The organism is Pantoea sp. 18069, from assembly GCF_902706035.1.
Lineage (GTDB): Bacteria > Pseudomonadota > Gammaproteobacteria > Burkholderiales > Burkholderiaceae_C > Comamonas.
Map to the genome: position 1 here is coordinate 1 of NZ_CACSJA010000031.1, position 14,692 is coordinate 14,692.

At 63.2% G+C, this 14,692-nt stretch carries 13 protein-coding genes, 2 pseudogenes and 1 riboswitch; of the genes and pseudogenes, 12 read left to right on the plus strand and 3 right to left on the minus strand.

The features are described from left to right. Nucleotides 1-174: 174 nt before the first annotated feature. Both GVL12_RS19875 and GVL12_RS19880 read right to left on the minus strand, forming a co-directional pair. Nucleotides 175-1,554, minus strand: coding sequence for a DUF2235 domain-containing protein (locus GVL12_RS19875; protein WP_159917298.1), 1,380 nt, complete (start codon nucleotides 1,552-1,554; stop codon nucleotides 175-177). Nucleotides 1,555-1,873: 319 nt separating this feature from the next. Beyond that, a pseudogene (locus GVL12_RS19880) lies at nucleotides 1,874-2,761 on the minus strand (transposase); the annotation flags it as partial. Nucleotides 2,762-3,204: 443 nt separating this feature from the next. Between GVL12_RS19880 and GVL12_RS27060 the strand changes: the two are divergent. The 3 genes and pseudogenes from GVL12_RS27060 to GVL12_RS19895 all read left to right on the plus strand — a co-directional run. Next, a complete protein-coding gene (locus GVL12_RS27060) occupies nucleotides 3,205-3,396 on the plus strand; it encodes a type II toxin-antitoxin system RelE/ParE family toxin (protein ID WP_200843940.1) in 192 nt (63 codons plus the stop codon). A 108-nt stretch (nucleotides 3,397-3,504) separates the two neighbouring features. Then, nucleotides 3,505-3,825 carry an addiction module antidote protein gene (locus GVL12_RS19890; RefSeq protein ID WP_159917300.1) on the plus strand — a complete coding sequence of 107 codons (321 nt, stop codon included), beginning with the start codon at nucleotides 3,505-3,507 and terminating at the stop codon, nucleotides 3,823-3,825. Nucleotides 3,826-4,015: 190 nt separating this feature from the next. Further along, nucleotides 4,016-4,126 (plus strand): annotated as a pseudogene (locus GVL12_RS19895) (IS5/IS1182 family transposase); the annotation flags it as partial. A gap of 56 nt (nucleotides 4,127-4,182) precedes the next feature. Here the strand turns inward: GVL12_RS19895 and GVL12_RS19900 are convergent. Further along, on the minus strand, nucleotides 4,183-4,911 hold the full coding sequence (locus tag GVL12_RS19900; protein WP_159917301.1) for a FadR/GntR family transcriptional regulator: 729 nt from the start codon (nucleotides 4,909-4,911) through the stop codon (nucleotides 4,183-4,185). Nucleotides 4,912-5,059: 148 nt separating this feature from the next. On the opposite strand from GVL12_RS19900, the gene GVL12_RS19905 reads away from it, so the two are divergent. The 9 genes from GVL12_RS19905 (at nucleotide 5,060) to GVL12_RS19945 (ending at nucleotide 14,609) form a co-directional block, all read left to right on the plus strand. After that, complete coding sequence (locus GVL12_RS19905) at nucleotides 5,060-6,223, plus strand: mandelate racemase/muconate lactonizing enzyme family protein (protein WP_235033921.1); 1,164 nt, start codon at nucleotides 5,060-5,062, stop codon at nucleotides 6,221-6,223. A 29-nt stretch (nucleotides 6,224-6,252) separates the two neighbouring features. Next, nucleotides 6,253-7,212 (plus strand): 2-hydroxyacid dehydrogenase, encoded by a 960-nt coding sequence (locus GVL12_RS19910; protein ID WP_159917303.1) that lies wholly within the window; start codon nucleotides 6,253-6,255, stop codon nucleotides 7,210-7,212. A gap of 50 nt (nucleotides 7,213-7,262) precedes the next feature. Then, nucleotides 7,263-8,282, plus strand: coding sequence for a tripartite tricarboxylate transporter substrate binding protein (locus GVL12_RS19915; RefSeq protein WP_159917304.1), 1,020 nt, complete (start codon nucleotides 7,263-7,265; stop codon nucleotides 8,280-8,282). A 59-nt stretch (nucleotides 8,283-8,341) separates the two neighbouring features. Further along, nucleotides 8,342-8,433, plus strand: a riboswitch (TPP riboswitch). A gap of 71 nt (nucleotides 8,434-8,504) precedes the next feature. Beyond that, nucleotides 8,505-9,587: a long-chain fatty acid--CoA ligase gene (locus GVL12_RS19920; protein ID WP_159917305.1), complete on the plus strand. Its 1,083-nt coding sequence runs from the start codon at nucleotides 8,505-8,507 to the stop codon at nucleotides 9,585-9,587. Continuing rightward, nucleotides 9,584-11,074, plus strand: a complete 1,491-nt coding sequence (locus GVL12_RS19925; RefSeq protein ID WP_159917306.1) for an acyl-CoA reductase — start codon at nucleotides 9,584-9,586, stop codon at nucleotides 11,072-11,074. Before GVL12_RS19920 ends, GVL12_RS19925 begins: the two co-directional genes overlap by 4 nt. 1 nt (nucleotide 11,075) lies before the next feature. Continuing rightward, nucleotides 11,076-11,822 carry an ABC transporter ATP-binding protein gene (locus GVL12_RS19930; RefSeq protein WP_159917307.1) on the plus strand — a complete coding sequence of 249 codons (747 nt, stop codon included), beginning with the start codon at nucleotides 11,076-11,078 and terminating at the stop codon, nucleotides 11,820-11,822. Next, nucleotides 11,819-12,625 carry an ABC transporter permease gene (locus tag GVL12_RS19935; RefSeq protein WP_159917308.1) on the plus strand — a complete coding sequence of 269 codons (807 nt, stop codon included), beginning with the start codon at nucleotides 11,819-11,821 and terminating at the stop codon, nucleotides 12,623-12,625. The genes GVL12_RS19930 and GVL12_RS19935 overlap by 4 nt, the downstream gene beginning before the upstream one ends. Nucleotides 12,626-12,630: 5 nt before the next feature. Further along, nucleotides 12,631-13,650, plus strand: a complete 1,020-nt coding sequence (locus GVL12_RS19940; RefSeq protein ID WP_235033922.1) for an ABC transporter substrate-binding protein — start codon at nucleotides 12,631-12,633, stop codon at nucleotides 13,648-13,650. A gap of 173 nt (nucleotides 13,651-13,823) precedes the next feature. Continuing rightward, the gene (locus GVL12_RS19945; protein WP_159917310.1) at nucleotides 13,824-14,609 is read left to right on the plus strand and encodes an SDR family oxidoreductase; all 786 of its coding nucleotides are present in this window, start codon (nucleotides 13,824-13,826) and stop codon (nucleotides 14,607-14,609) included. Nucleotides 14,610-14,692 lie beyond the last annotated feature (83 nt).

Consider the following 14,692-nt stretch of genomic DNA (forward strand, 5'->3'; position numbering starts at 1 on the left):
GCCTGATCCAACGCCAGGTGCGCCATCACGGCACCCGGTGCCTGCTGCTCGAACCGCTCAATGACTTCTTGCCAGATTTTCTTCTCCTGAACGCCCGCAAACCTCGGGCGCTCAGTAGGTTACATGACCACGATCGAAACACCTTGAAAGGGATGGTGCTAAGACCGAGAAAACTCATAACAGACTATAGTGGGGAATATCTGGAAGACAGCCATCGACAAACCACCAAGGACCATTGGGCTTCGTCATGTTTAGCTCAACTTCGATAGGAGCCTCATAGCGTGAGATATTCTGTAAAACTTTTTTCGGGATATTCAGTTTAACGCCACGATTTTTGGGATCCGTAAGTTGGAGAATCGCTTCATCGTCTTTATAGGTGATCAGTGCGTTGTATCCCGCGAAGTCCTCGTACTTCGGATATATCAAGGGCCATACGGCCGATGCCAAAGAAGCACTAAACACAAAGTTGCTGGTGCCAACGGTGCGAATGCTTGAACCTGCGGAGATGAATGGTGGATCAGAGGAAAGCCAGTCATTGATACGTTGCGCGAGGATAGTGGCTTCACCGTTTGTTATTGGTGCCTTCTTCACTCTGCCGACGCGTCCTTGAAAGTCACATGAGTAGGGCGAGCCCACACCCAGCAAGCGATCGAACAGCCCTCTCGAATCGTGAACTCCTTCATTCCAAGTTCGACACTCAATAGCATGTTCACCAGACTCGTTCACATGAGGACATAGGTCTGCACGTAGAGGAGGGCCCAAGCCCATGTTCCCCAGAATGGATTTCGCGTGTGCTGTCACGTAGGGACCAACTCCCTGAAGATAGGAGTCTCCAAGATCGGAATGAGCCCCCGGAACGTACGTGGTATAGATCCTTTGCAAATACGGGTACCTTTTCGCATTCACGAACGTTTCGTAGATGCTGTCATCATCAACCACTGGCAAGAATAATGGCCGTGCCTCATGCAGCGCTACATAGTGAACAGCGAATTCCAGATTAGAAGGCAAGGCCAGTTCAAGAGTTCCGGCATCTCCTGTGGCGACGGTATCAAACAAGATGGCAAACGAATGTGTTGCCATCTGTGCCTTGCTCAAAAATCCATCTTTTGAATCACGCTGCACTAAGTTTAAAAAGTGCCTTGCTGTTGCGGCTCCGCGACTAAAGCCGATTGCAACTACATTTAACTCCGATCCATGCGGTCGATTTGCGATGAATTTCTTAAGCGCGCTTATAGCTTTGCGAGCAGTGCCTTCACTGCTGTAACCGAAGGCCGCGTCAAACCAGCAAAGAATGCCAAATTGACAGCCAGGCCCCTTGTAATACTGACGGACGACACGTGCCTGGTCTGCGGCTATCGTCCCGAACTCTGGCGCTATGACATAGTCATAAATTTTTGACACAACGGTTTCGTCTTCTCCTAGAGGCACATTGTCTTTATCATTCAAGGTGCCATCAAATGCGACAACGAATGTGATTGCATCATCCGATTGCGAGTTTAGGTGGCGCACTGGGCCCACAAGGAAAGCTTCTTGCCTCAGTTGCTGCTTGGCCATTTCCGAAATCGGAAATTCACTTCCACCAGAGAAAACACTGCATCCAGTCGTGCTAAGTAAGAGCATAAGAGTCAATAGGTATCGACAGAAAACAGTCATAAAGATTTAGGTTTTTCGTGGATAGGCAAGAGGTAATGTCAACTCCGAGTGCAGAAACGCTTTAACAGATATTTCGGATCCTGAATCGGCCATTTTTTCTTCGACAGCTTTAAGGTCGAATGCAGGCAAGTGAAGAAGCAATAGTGCAATGACTGCCATTTAGTTCTGCTTTGCAGCGGTTGCTGACCGGAACGTGTCAATGACTTTGCTGTACCCGTTGTCATGAATTTACTGTGCGGGCTGATTCGTTTTTTGGGGCGTTGGCCTCCGGTGGTGGTGGGTTGATCCAGGCTGCCGAAGGCAGCGCATGAGGCTCAGGGCGGCGGCCTTTGAACCGTCTCGGTGTCGCCAGGAATGCGGCATCCAACGCAGCCTGACGGGCCTCGCACAAGGCCTGCGCCTGACCGTAGTGGACCGCCTGCGGCGTCATGTAGCCGATGCCCGAGTGCCTGTGCTCGGTGTTGTACCAAGCGAAGAAGGCTTGGCAGTGAGCACGAGCGTCCGCTATGCAGCCGAACCGCGCGGGGAAGTCCGGCCGGTACTTCATCGTCTTGAACTGCGATTCTGAGTACGGGTTGTCGTCCGAGACGTGCGGCCTGCTATGGCTCTTGGCGATGTCCAGGTCCGCCAACAGGGCCGCCACCGGCTTGGAGCGCATGGCTGCACCACGGTCCGCGTGCAAGGTGAGCATGCCGCGCTGCACGTCGTGGCGGGACACGCTATCGGCGATCAACTGCTCGGCCAAGTCGGCGCTCTCGCGCTCGGCGATCAACCAGCCCACGACGTGGCGGCTGAAGATGTCCAGGATCACGTACAGATGGAAGCACGTCCACTTGGCCGGCCCCTTGAGCTTGGTGATGTCCCAGGACCAGGCCTGGTTCGGAGCCACCGCCAACAGTTCGGGCTTGACGTAGGGCGGGTGGGTGAACTGGCGGCGCCGCTCACGCGAACTGCCCTGGGTGTTAAGCAATCGGTACATGGTGCGCACCGAGCCCAGGTAGCGGCCTTCGTCGAGCAGCATGGCGTGCATCGCCGCAGGGGCGGCGTCGGCGAAGCGTTCGCTGTACAGGGTATCGAGCAGCAGCGCGTTCTCCTGGGCATCCAGGGCCAACGGAGGCCGCACCCGGCTACGGTGTGCCGATCAGGCCCAAGCGATGCGCTTGGGCCCGTTGGCGGGCCGGCACCCCGCGCGGTAGGCCCAGTGCCCGACAGGCGCCACCGGTGCCCAGCAGCGGCGTCAACTCTTGCACGGCGGCGATCACGGCAAGTCGTGCAGTTGTCGGCAGCCTGCAGAATGCGGCGCTTGTCGGCGTTGGAGAACGTACGGCGGCGCGCTCGCGGGACTACCTCGGAGTCGGCGGTCGGTTGGGCCGCTGCAGATGCGCCCGGATCGGACAAATTCTTCACTGCGTGCATCGGGACCTTGGGTTGCTGGTTGTTCGTCATGCTTACCTCGTTACTCACTGAATTGTCAGAGGGAGGTGCAGTAGCTCATATTGGCATGGGGGGGCGATGGTTGCATCTGTGTGAACTGTGGTTTACAGTGTGCCCATGTACCAGCTCCAGCGAACCAATGAATTCGATGCTTGGATTTCGAACCTGCGGGACAAGGTGGGGCAGAAGCAAGTGCTGGTCAGGCTGGCACGTCTATCCCTAGGGCACTGGGGTGACTGCAAGCTGGTGGGTGGCGAAGTGACGGAACTGCGAATCCATTCAGGGCCCGGGTATCGGGTCTATTGCTAGCAGGATGGCGCGACCGTGGTGGTGGCCTTGGGCGGTGGTGACAAGTCGACCCAGGACCGTGACATCAGCCGGGCCCAGAACATGGTTCGAGAATTGAAGGAGTGAACGATGAACCTCAACGCCGCTGAAAAGCTGGGCATCAAGCCCTTCGACGCCGCAGGCTACCTGCAGTCCGATGAAGACTGCGCGCAGTACCTGCAGGCATGTCTGGAAGATGCACCAGGTGATACGGCGTTGTTCGCCAAGGCTCTGGGTGATGTGGCCCGCGCTCGCGGCATGATGCAGTTGGCCAGGGACACAGGCATGAGCCGGGAAGGGCTGTACAAGGCCCTGGGCGAAAACGGCAACCCTAGTTTTGCCACCGTCATGAAGGTGTTGAGCGCACTGGGCCTGAAGCTTCACGTAGAGCCCCAAACGGCGCACGTTTGAACGTCCCCAGGGCTCAGTTTTGGCTTCTCACGCTGGCTTCACACGAACAGACGCAACCCCGCGCTGTCATTGGCGCGGTTACGGGCTCAATTCCAGTTGTCAGCCACCACCATAAACAACGCCACACAATGGGATCCAGCGCGGCCGGGCATGATCGACGTGCTCTTGTAAGGATCGCTTGTACTCGTCGCGTTTGCTTGCCCACGACTTCGACCGGCAGGTCACGGAGTTGCCAGTCTGTGCCTCCATACTCAACAGATTCACCTGCCTGGGCGTGCCTGCGCCAGTGAGGGTGGCATAACTCCGCCAGGGATCAGGGGAAACTCGAACTCAGGCCGGGAGCGCCGTACTTCATGCTCATACAGCATGTCCAAAAAGCCGATCGATGCCAGCGCGCAAATGCAAGGCCATCGCTTGGCGCGCAGCGTCCGCATCGCCCCTTTCAATGGCGAGCTCCACAGCCGAGTGCTCATGGCATACGCTGTCCCGCCGTTCGCCTTGTGGCCGTCCAGCCAGACTGCGCGAGAGCCCGATGCTGAAGCGCGTTTGTGGTGCCAGCGCTGTCATCGTCATGCTGAAGAAGCGATTGCCGCAGGCCTGGGCGACGGCGTTGTGGAAGGCCACGTCTTCCTCTACCGCATCACTGCCCTCGGCAAGCGCTTGATCAAAGCGTTCTCTGCAGCGCCTGATGTGGTGCATCTCTTCTGCAGTTCGTTTGCGCGCTGCCCGGGCAGCGGCCTCGCCTTCGATGAACAGGCGGAACTCCAGGAAGTCACGGATGTCCGCGATGTTCTTCAAGGTGTCCACCGAGACCGGGCGTGCCTGCGGCATGGCGTCGGTGACGAATGTGCCCGAACCCTTGCGGGCGTAAATGCGGCCTTCATCCCGTAGGCGGGCCAGTGCCTGCCTCAGCACAGGACGCGAAACACCCAGGCGTTGCGACAGCGCAGTCTCTGCGGGCATGCGTGCGCGTGGCTCGAAACCTGGCGTGCCCAGCAGTTGCAAGAGGTCCTCATAGACCTTGTCTCCCAACAGCCGGTCTTTGGCCTTGTCGGTGTGCTCTGAAGAGAAAGAGGGTTTTGGCATGTGACAGCTATTGACAGGGTATGCAGGCGAAGACGGGCGATATTTTCTAAATCAGAATTCGCCATCCCTTGCATTGGGCGCGATTTTCCATTGAATCTATAAAAAGCTGTAAATTATGTCAATCATACGATCCCTTCGTACCTACCGTGTGCCCGACCGACCCAGCTTGATCTGGCTGGAGCTGGAAACGAGCGACGGCCTGGTCGGCCTGGGGGAAACCTTCCGGGGGGCCGTGTCGGTGGAGACCTGCCTGCACGAAGAACTCGCGCCCTGGCTGCTGGGGCGTGATTCCCGGCAGATCGAAGGTATCTCCCGCCATCTGCTCACGCCTTATGTGGGCTACAACAGTTCCGGCATGGAGGTGCGCTCGGCCAGTGCCGTCGATATCGCGCTGTGGGATCTGGCCGGCCAGCGTCAGGGCGTGCCCATACACGAGGCCCTGGGGGGCGCGGCACGCCCCAGCGTTCCCGTCTACAACACTTGCGCCGGATACAGCTTCAACACGAATGGCAAGCGCCGAGACATAGGCACGGACGATGAGTCGCAAGGCCCTTATGACGACCAGGTGGCCTTCATGCGCGACGCAGGGGCGCTGGCGCGCAGCCTGCTCGACGAGGGCTACAAGGCCATGAAGATCTGGCCGTTCGACATCTATGCCCCTGCCAGTCAGGGGCAGCTCATCAGCTTGCCCGATCTGGAGAAAGGGCTGGAACCTTTCAGAAAAATCCGGGAGGCCGTGGGCAATCGCATCGAGGTGATGTGCGAATTGCACAGCCTGTTTGGCAATCACTCGGCGTTGCGCATCTGCCAGGCACTGGAGGAGTACCAGGTCTTCTGGGTCGAAGATCCGCTGTGCAAGATGGACGACGCTGCCAGCCTGTCCGATTTGCGCCGCCGAACACGGGTGCAAATTTGCGGCAGCGAAACATTGGGTGGCCTGCGGCCGTTCCGTGACCTGCTGGCAGCGGATGCGCTGGATGTCGTGATGCTGGATCTGGCCTGGTGCGGTGGGTTTACCGAGGGGCGCAAGATCGCAGCGCTTGCGCAGGCCTACAACCGGCCGCTGGCGCCGCATGACTGCACAGGCCCAGTCACCCTGATGGCGGGCCTGCAAATGGCCTTGCATGCCCCCACGGCCATCTACCAGGAAGTGGTCCGTGCCACCTTGGCTACCTGGTACCGCGACATCGTCACGGATTTGCCTGTGATCGAGGCAGGCATGGCCCAGCCCACGACGACTGCTGGATTGGGAACGCGCCTGAAAGACGGCTTCAAGCAGCGCGCCGATCTCATCGTTCGTGAAACCCGCTGATCGCAACCCCCATTTTTTAGAGAACTGCCATGCATATCAAGATTGTCGGGCTGCACGCGCCCAATGCCCCGCGCCTGCGCGCGCTCCTGGGGCCCACGCACGAAGTGGAGGCCTTGGACGCCTTCCCGAAAGATGGTCCCATCTGCGCGGATGTGGTTGTCAGCAACAGCGTCAGCGACTATGAGGCCGCGCGCATCCAGTGTCGGCTGCTGCAGGTCCCTGGCGCAGGTTGGGAGCAGGTGGCCTGCGAAGCACTGCCAGGTGCGACCGCCGTTTGCAATGTCCACGGCCATGAGGTGCCGATCGCGGAGTTCACCATTCATGCGCTCCTGGAGCATTTTGTACAGCTGTGGCAATACCCGGCGCAGCTTGATGCCCAGGCCTGGGCGCAGGCCTATGCCAACCGCGCCCAGCATGATGAGGCGTATGGCAAGACGCTGGCGATCGTGGGATTCGGTCATATCGGGCAGGAGATTGCGCGGCGTGCCAAGGCTTTGGGCATGCATGTCGTGGCAGTCACTCGCAGCGGAAAGCCGACTGCGCCCGCTTTGGCGGATGAGTTTGCTGCGGTATCCGAGTTGGATGCAGTGCTGGCGCATGCGCGCGCCCTGGTGCTGTGCTGTCCTTTGGACGAGAACACCCGCGGCCTGATCGGCGCACGCCAACTGGCCTTGCTGCCCCCGCAGGCCCTGCTGGTCAACGTGGCCCGCGCGGAAGTGGTGGATGAGCAGGCGCTGTACGAAGCCCTGCGCGACCATCGCTTGGGCAGGGCGGTGCTGGACGTCTGGTTCCAGTATCCAAAGAAAGGGCAGCCACCGGTGCCCCCGTCGCGCTGGCCCTTGCATGCGCTGCCCAATGTGCGCGCCACGCCCCATATCTCGGCGATGACTCCTGCCTTGCTGGAGCGACGCTACAGCTTCATGGCCAGCAACATCCTGCGCCTGCATGCCGGCCAGCCGCTGCGCAACGTGATTCGCCCGCCGCAATGAGAACGGCACGGCATCACGCTTGAATGGATTCAATAAACAGGAGACAAAAAATGCACAAACCGACCTCTTTCCCAGCCCTGACCTTCTGCAAAGCCAGGCGCACCGCGCTGGGCCTGGCTGCCTCCACCCTGCTGGGTGTTGTGGCATTGCCAGCCTTTGCCCAGGACCCTGCGGCCAGCTATCCCTCCAAGCCCATACGCATCGTCGTGCCCAACCCGCCGGGCGGCACTTCCGACATATTGGCCCGGTCGCTGGCCAAGGACCTGGGCGAGATGTTCAAGCAGACCATCATTGTCGAGAACAAGGCCGGTGGTAATAGCCATATCGGAGCCGCCTTCGTTGCCAAGTCGGCGCCAGATGGCTACAACTTGCTCCTGCTGGATATGAGTGTGCTGACCATCGGGCCCAGCGTGGTGCCGAAACTCAGCTACAACCCGCAAAAGGAATTGACGCCTATTGCGATACCGGCGTATTCACCCCACCTTTTGGTGGTGCGCAACGACTTGCCGGCCAAGAATCTCGATGAACTGGTGGCCTATGCCAGGAAAAGCGGCACGCCCATGAGCTTTGGCACGCCCTTGGCTTCCATCAGCCAGCTCGCCGGCATTCTGATTGCCCAGGACCGGGGATTTGAATTGAATGTGATTGGCTACAAGGGCGGAGCGCAGGCCTTGGCCGACCTGGCCGGTGGCCAGATCGACAGCGCCATGGCCAGCGTCGTCGCGACCAAGACCTTGGTGCAGGGCGGGAGGATCAAAGCCGTTGCGGTCACCAGTGCCAAGCCGTTTGCGGCCACACCCGGCGTGCCCACGGTCGCATCGCAGATTCCCAACTTTGTCACGGGCTCCTGGCAGGGCTTGCTGGCGCCGGCCAACACGCCGGCTCCGATATTGGACAAATTGCAGGATGCGGTCCAGCGCATCGTGGCCAAGCCCGAGTTTGCCAAACATCTTCAAGACCTGGGTTCCGAGCCTTCGGCGATGACCCGCCAGCAGATCACGGAATGGATGCACACCGAAACCCAGCTGTGGGGCAAGGTCGTCAAGGACAACAACATCAAGGCAGACTGAGCGGGGCAGGGGAGCAGAGCACTTGCGCGCCACCCGCCGTGCATGGCTGCGGTAAGATAGCCCTCGCTCCGGGGTGCACGCCAGTGCTGAGATCTACACCCGAGAACTTGAACCGGGTCATTCCGGCGGAAGAAGAGCTTGCACCCTGACGTGGCCGCGCTTTCATGCGTGCATGGGCGAGGGGCCTTCGGAGCATTCGTTTTACGCTCTCGAAGGATTTCCATGGACAAGGCCGTTTCGCTGGTCGCAGACCTGCTTGCATTCATCGCGATGGATGGCTGCACCGACGACCAGTTCGATCAACTCGCGCTGCGCCTGTTCGCCTACCAGTACGAATCGAATCTGCCGTTTCGCAGCTTCTGCCAGCGGCGCGGCGCGACGCTGCGCAATGTCAGGACCTGGAGCGACATTCCGGCCGTGCCCATTGATGCGTTCAAGGCCATGGAGCTGCGCAGCGCGCCGGCTTCGCCGGGCGAGCGCGTGTTCATGACCAGCGGCACCACGGGCCGCGCGGCGCGCGGGCGGCACTTTCATCCGCAGCTCGATGTCTACGACCTGTCGATGGCGCGCAACTTCGCCCAGCGCTTCATGCTCGGCGCCGAGCGCCTGCCCATGGGCATTCTGTTTCCCGACGAGCAGGCCATGCCCAATTCATCGCTCGCGCATTACCTTGCGCTGGCCAAGTCCGAATTCGGCACGCCCGACAGCCGCTACTTTCTGACGCCCGAGGGCCTCGACATGGCTGGCCTGTGCGCGGCGCTCGAAGACTCCGAGCGCAGCGGACTGCCCTATGCGCTGCTGGGCGCAAGCTTCAGCCTGGTGCATGTGATGGACGCGCTGCGCGCCCAGGGCCGCAGCTTTCGTCTGCCCGCGGGCAGCCGCATTCTCGACACCGGCGGCTACAAGGGCCAGTCGCGCGAGCTGCCGCTCGAAGACTTCTATGCCGAGCTGTCGCAGCTGCTGGGCGTGCCGCGCACGCAGTGCATCAACATGTATGGCATGACCGAGCTGAGCACGCAGTTCTATGACGCCGGCAATGCGACGCTGCCTTCGGTCAAGTCGGGGCCGCATTGGATTCGTTCGCGCCTGGTCGAGCCCGTCACGGGCCGCAGCGTCGCGCCGGGCGAGCGCGGCATTCTGGTGCATTGCGATCTGGCCAATTACAACGCGGTCACTACCATACTGACCGAAGACGTGGGCCTGTGGGCCGAGGGCGGCTTTCTGCTGCTGGGGCGCGCCGAAGGTGCGGCGGCCAAGGGCTGCTCGCTGGCCGTCGAAGAGTTCGTGAAGGCCGCTGCGGCATGAGCACGGCGCGGATCACCGCGGGCTATCTGCCCGGCCTGGGCGACGACGAAGTGCAGTGGCACCCGTTGCCGTTCGCGCAGGGCGGCTTGCGGCTTGAAGTGTCGGTGCCGGTGCTGACCGGCGCGCAGATGCAGGCGCTGGCGCAGCGCGTGCGCGCGGCTGCCGACCGCCATCTGCGGGGCATGCCCGTGGCCGAGATCATCGATGCCATCGACCGCGCGATCGCGCGCTTGCTGGACCGCAATGACCCGTATCGGCGCGAGGCCGAGACCTGGCTGCCCGTGGTCAGCGGCTATGACGCCGACATGGTGCGGCTGGGCCTCACGGGATTCTTCAAGACGTTTCGCGCCGCGCAGCTGCGCCGCTTTGTGGCCGAAGATTTTGCCAACCCCGGCGTGCTTGACGGCTTCGAGCCCGCGCCCAAGGGCGGCGCGGTGCGCGCTTTCGGGCCCGATCTGCTGGTGCACAGCTGGGCCGGCAATGTGCCCGCGCTGTCTTTGTGGAGCATGGTCTGCGGCCTGCTGGTCAAGGCGCCCAGCATCGGCAAGCTCGCGAGCGCCGAGCCGCTGTTCGCGGGCTGGTTCGCGCGGCTGCTGGCCGAAGTGCATCCGCCGCTGGCCGACTGCCTGGCCGTGGTCTGGTGGAGCGGCGCGGGCGGCGAGACCGGCCTGGGCGCCGAAGGCGCGGCCGCGCTCTATGCCCAGGCCGATACGGTGCTGGCCTATGGCGGCAATGCGTCGCTCGATGCGCTGCGCCGGCGCCTGCCCGTGACTACGCGCTTTGTGCCCCATGGCCACAAGCTGGGCTTCGGCCTGGTGGGCGCGCAGGCGTTGGATGCGCTCAAGGCGCCCGCCGTGGCCCGGCTCGCGGCCTGGGATGTGATGCGCTACGACCAGCAGGGCTGCTACTCGCCCCATGTGTTCTATGTGGAGCGCGGCGCGCCGGTGTCGCCGCGCGCCTTTGCCGACTATCTCGCGGCCGAGCTTGGCAATCTGCAGCGGCGCTTTGCGCGCCGGCCGCTGGCGCTGGAGGAGGGCGCGGCCGTCGCCAAATGGCAGCAGGCCGTGGAGTGGCGCGCGCCTTCGGGTGATGCCGGCGATGGCGAAGACCTGCTGATAGGCCCGGCCGACGCGCCCTGGAGCGTGGCCTACAGCGACAGCCTGCAGCCGCTCGCGCCGACGGCGCTGTACCGCACGATTGCCGTGCTCGGTGTGGACCAGCTCGACGCCGTGGTGCCCGTGGTCGCGGCGCAGCGTGCATTCCTGCAGACCGCGGGCATCGCGGCCGGGCCCGAGGAACTGTACCGGCTCGCCGGCCTGCTGGGCGCGGCGGGCGTGACGCGCATCAGCGCCATCGGTGCGATGAGCATGCCCGAGGCCGGCTGGCACCACGACGGGCGCTTCAATCTGCTCGACCTGGTGCGCATGACCGAGATCGAGCAGTCGGCCGAGATCGCGGCACAGCCGTTCGCTTCGTATGCAGATTGACATGGCGTTTCTTGATATCCAGCAGGTGGTGTTCACCTACCCGGGCCGTGGGCCCGTGGTGGATGGCGTCGACTGGCGCATGCCGGCCGGCGCGTTCCACTGCCTGCTGGGGCGCAGCGGCTGCGGCAAGACCACGCTGCTCCAGCTGGCCGCGGGCCTGCTGCGCCCGCAGTCGGGGCGCATTGTGCTGCGCGGTGGCGAACTGGCCGCGCCCGGCCCGCAACTGGGCTTCATGTTCCAGGCGCCCACGCTGCTCGACTGGCACAAGGTGCTGGGCAATGTGCTGCTGCCCGTGTCGCTGCAGCGCAAGCCCACGCCGCAGGACGAGGCGCGCGCGCTGCAGCTGCTGCAGCAACTGGGCCTTGCAGACCATGCGCAGGACTATCCGCGCCAGCTTTCGGGCGGCCAGCAAAGCCGCGTGGCGCTGGCACGCGCGCTGATGCTGGAACCCCCGCTGCTGCTGCTCGACGAGCCGTTTGCGGCGCTCGACGCCATCACGCGCGCCGAGCTGCAGGATGACTTGCTGCGCACCTGCCGCGCGCTGGGCACCACGGTGCTGTTCGTGACCCATGACATCAACGAGGCCGTGTATCTGGGCGACCGCATCGCGCTAATGCACGGCGGGCGCATTGTCGACGACATCGCGATCACGCTGCCCGCGCCGCGCACCCAGGCCATGCGCCACGGCGCGGCTTTCAACGAACACTGCGCGCGTGTGCGCGCCGCCATGGACAGGACCGCCGCATGAACCCCACGCCATTGCAGGCGCGGCTCATGGCCGCTGCGCTGCTGCTGATTCTGCTGGGCCTTTGGGAGCTCGTGGTGCGCCAGTCGGGCCTGTCGGCGCTGGTGCTGCCCGCGCCGTCGGCCGTGGCCGCAGCGCTGTGGACGGGTCTGGCCTCGGGGTATTTCTGGCCGCATATCGCCGCCACGCTGCAGGCCCTGGTGCTCGGCCTGGCAGCGGGCGGTCTGGTCGGTTTGTTCGCCGGCATGGCGCTGGCCGAGTCGGCGCTGCTCGAGCGCGTGCTCAAGCCCTATGTGGTGGTCAGCCAGGTCGTTCCCAAGCTCGCGCTCGCGCCGCTGTTCGTGTTGTGGTTCGGCTTCGGGCTGCTGCCCACGGTGCTGATCACCGCGCTGATCTGCTTTTTCCCGCTGATGGAGAACACGCTGACCGGCCTGCGCCAGGTCGATGCCCAGCGGCTGCAGCTGTTTCGCATGCTGGGCGCGACGCGCCTGCAGACGCTGCTGCGCCTCAAACTCCCCACGGGCCTGCCGGCCATTCTTGCGGGCCTGCGCGTGGCCGCGGTGCTGGCGCTGGTGGGCGTCGTGGTCGCCGAATTCATGGGCGCGAGCCGCGGCCTGGGCGCCGTGGTCATCGCGGCCCAGGGAATGATGGACACCACCTTGATGTTCGCGGCGCTGGTACTGATCGCGGCCATGGGCCTGCTGCTGTACCAGGGCTGCATGCTGCTCGAGCGCCGGCTGCTGCGCTCCCACGCCTTTCCTCTTTCGCCTATCCCGCCTCTCTCGCGCTCGCGCGACAACCCTTGATCGCCATGACTGCAATGCACCACCCATCTTCGTTCATCTCCCGCCGCAGCCTGCTGGGAGGCCTGGCCGGTCTGACCCTGGCGGGCACCGCCGGCGCCGCCAATATCCAGGGCAGGATACGCCTTGCGGGCTGGAGCAAGCCCATCAGCGAGATCACCAACATTCTCGCCGAACCCGACAAGGGCTTCTTCAAGGCCCTGGGCGTGGAGCTGACCTATCTGCCGGGTGCGGGCGGCGGCGATGCCATCCGCAACATCCTCAGCGGCCAGGGCGATGTCGCCTTCACCGATCCCGGCTCGTTCTTCATGGCGCTGGACAAGGGCGAAAAGCTGGTCGCTATCTACGACATCTATCCGCAGAACGTGTTCAACGTGGTGTCGCTCAAATCCTCGGGCATACAGAAGCCGGCCGACCTCAAGGGCAAGAAGATAGGTGTCTACAGCCTGTCCAGCGGCACGCGCCAGAACCTGCTGGTCATGCTGCACCAGGCCGGCCTCAAGGAGTCGGACGTGACCATTGTCGTCACCGGCCTGCTCAACTTCGCGCCGCTGATGCAGGGCCAGGTCGATGCCACGGCCGCGACCGACACCGGGCTGGCTGTGGGCCTGCGCAAGGGCATTGGCGAAGTCAACATCATGCAGGTGCGCGACCACCTCAACATCTCCAGCGACATGTTCGTGGTGCGCGAGCAGGTGCTGCGCGAGAAGAAGGACCTGCTCAAGGCTTTCCTGCAGGGCTACCGCGACAGCGCGGCCTGGATGATCGCCAACCCCGAGGAAGCCGCGCAGTTGGCCGGCAAGCATGCGATCGACGGTACGAACCGCGAGATCAATCTCGACGTGATCCGCCTGCGCAATGCGTCCTCGCTGCCCACGGCGCAGGCCAAGGGCGCGGCGCCGCGCCTGGGCAGCTTCGATCTCGCGGCGCTGCAAAAAGGTGCCGACGCCTACCGCGCGCTGGGGCTGATTCAGCGCCAGATCAAGGTGTCGGATGTCGTTGACACCAGCCTGTTGCCGGTGGGCTGAAATGAAACATCAAGCAGCGCCAACCTCCCAACCGTTCGCCCTGAGCTTGTCGAAGGGCCGCGCCGGGCAGGGCTTCGACAAGCTCAGCCTGAACGGGAGAGGCGCAGTGCCCCAGGGCTGGGACGCGCCAATTTCATGGGCAGTGGATGGCGCAAGCGCAATGGATAACTGAAATGACGCAATCTTCTGCAATGGATCTGCGCGGCAAGGTGGTGCTGGTCACGGGCGCGAGCCGCGGCATTGGCGCGGCCATCGCCATCGCCTTTGCGCGCCAGGGCGCGACCGTGGCCATCAACCACCTGTCCAACGATGCGGCCGCGGCCCAGACGGTGGCCGCTTGCGAGGCTGCGGGTGGCGATGCCTGGGCCGTGAAGGCCGATGTGGGTTCTAAGCCCGCGGTGCAGGCCATGGTCGAGGGCATCGTGCGCGAAGCCGGGGCCATCGACATCGTGGTCAACAATGCTTTCAGGCCCTATGCGTTCGATCCCGAGCGCCGCCGCCACTTCGACGATCTCGAATGGAGCGATTACCAGGCCCAGTTCGACGGCGCCGTCGGCGCGGCCTTCAACGTCTGCAGCGCCGTGCTGCCGCAGATGCGCCAGCGCGCGCGCGGCTCCATCGTCAACATCGTGAGCAACCTGGTCGAGCACCCGGTCGTGCCCTACCACGACTACACGACGGCCAAGGCTTCGCTCGTGGCCTTCAGCCGCAATCTGGCAAGCGAACTCGGGCCCGTGGGCATACGCGTCAACTGCGTGGCGCCTGGCCTGGTCTATCCCACGCAGGGCACGCAGCACACCAAGGAATCGTTTCGCGAATCGCTGATGGCGGCCACGCCGCTGCGCCGTCTGGCCAGCCCCGAAGACGTGGCCGGGCCGGTGCTGTTCCTGGCCTCGGCGCTCAGCGGCTTCATGACGGGGCAGGTGCTGTTTGTCGACGGTGGGCTGGTGATGCGGTGAGTGCTGCAGCGTCTGGCGCCAAGGACCGGGGTGTAAGCCCAAGCCCACGCCCCATCCTCGTCTGCTCCTACCGTCAGCCTCCG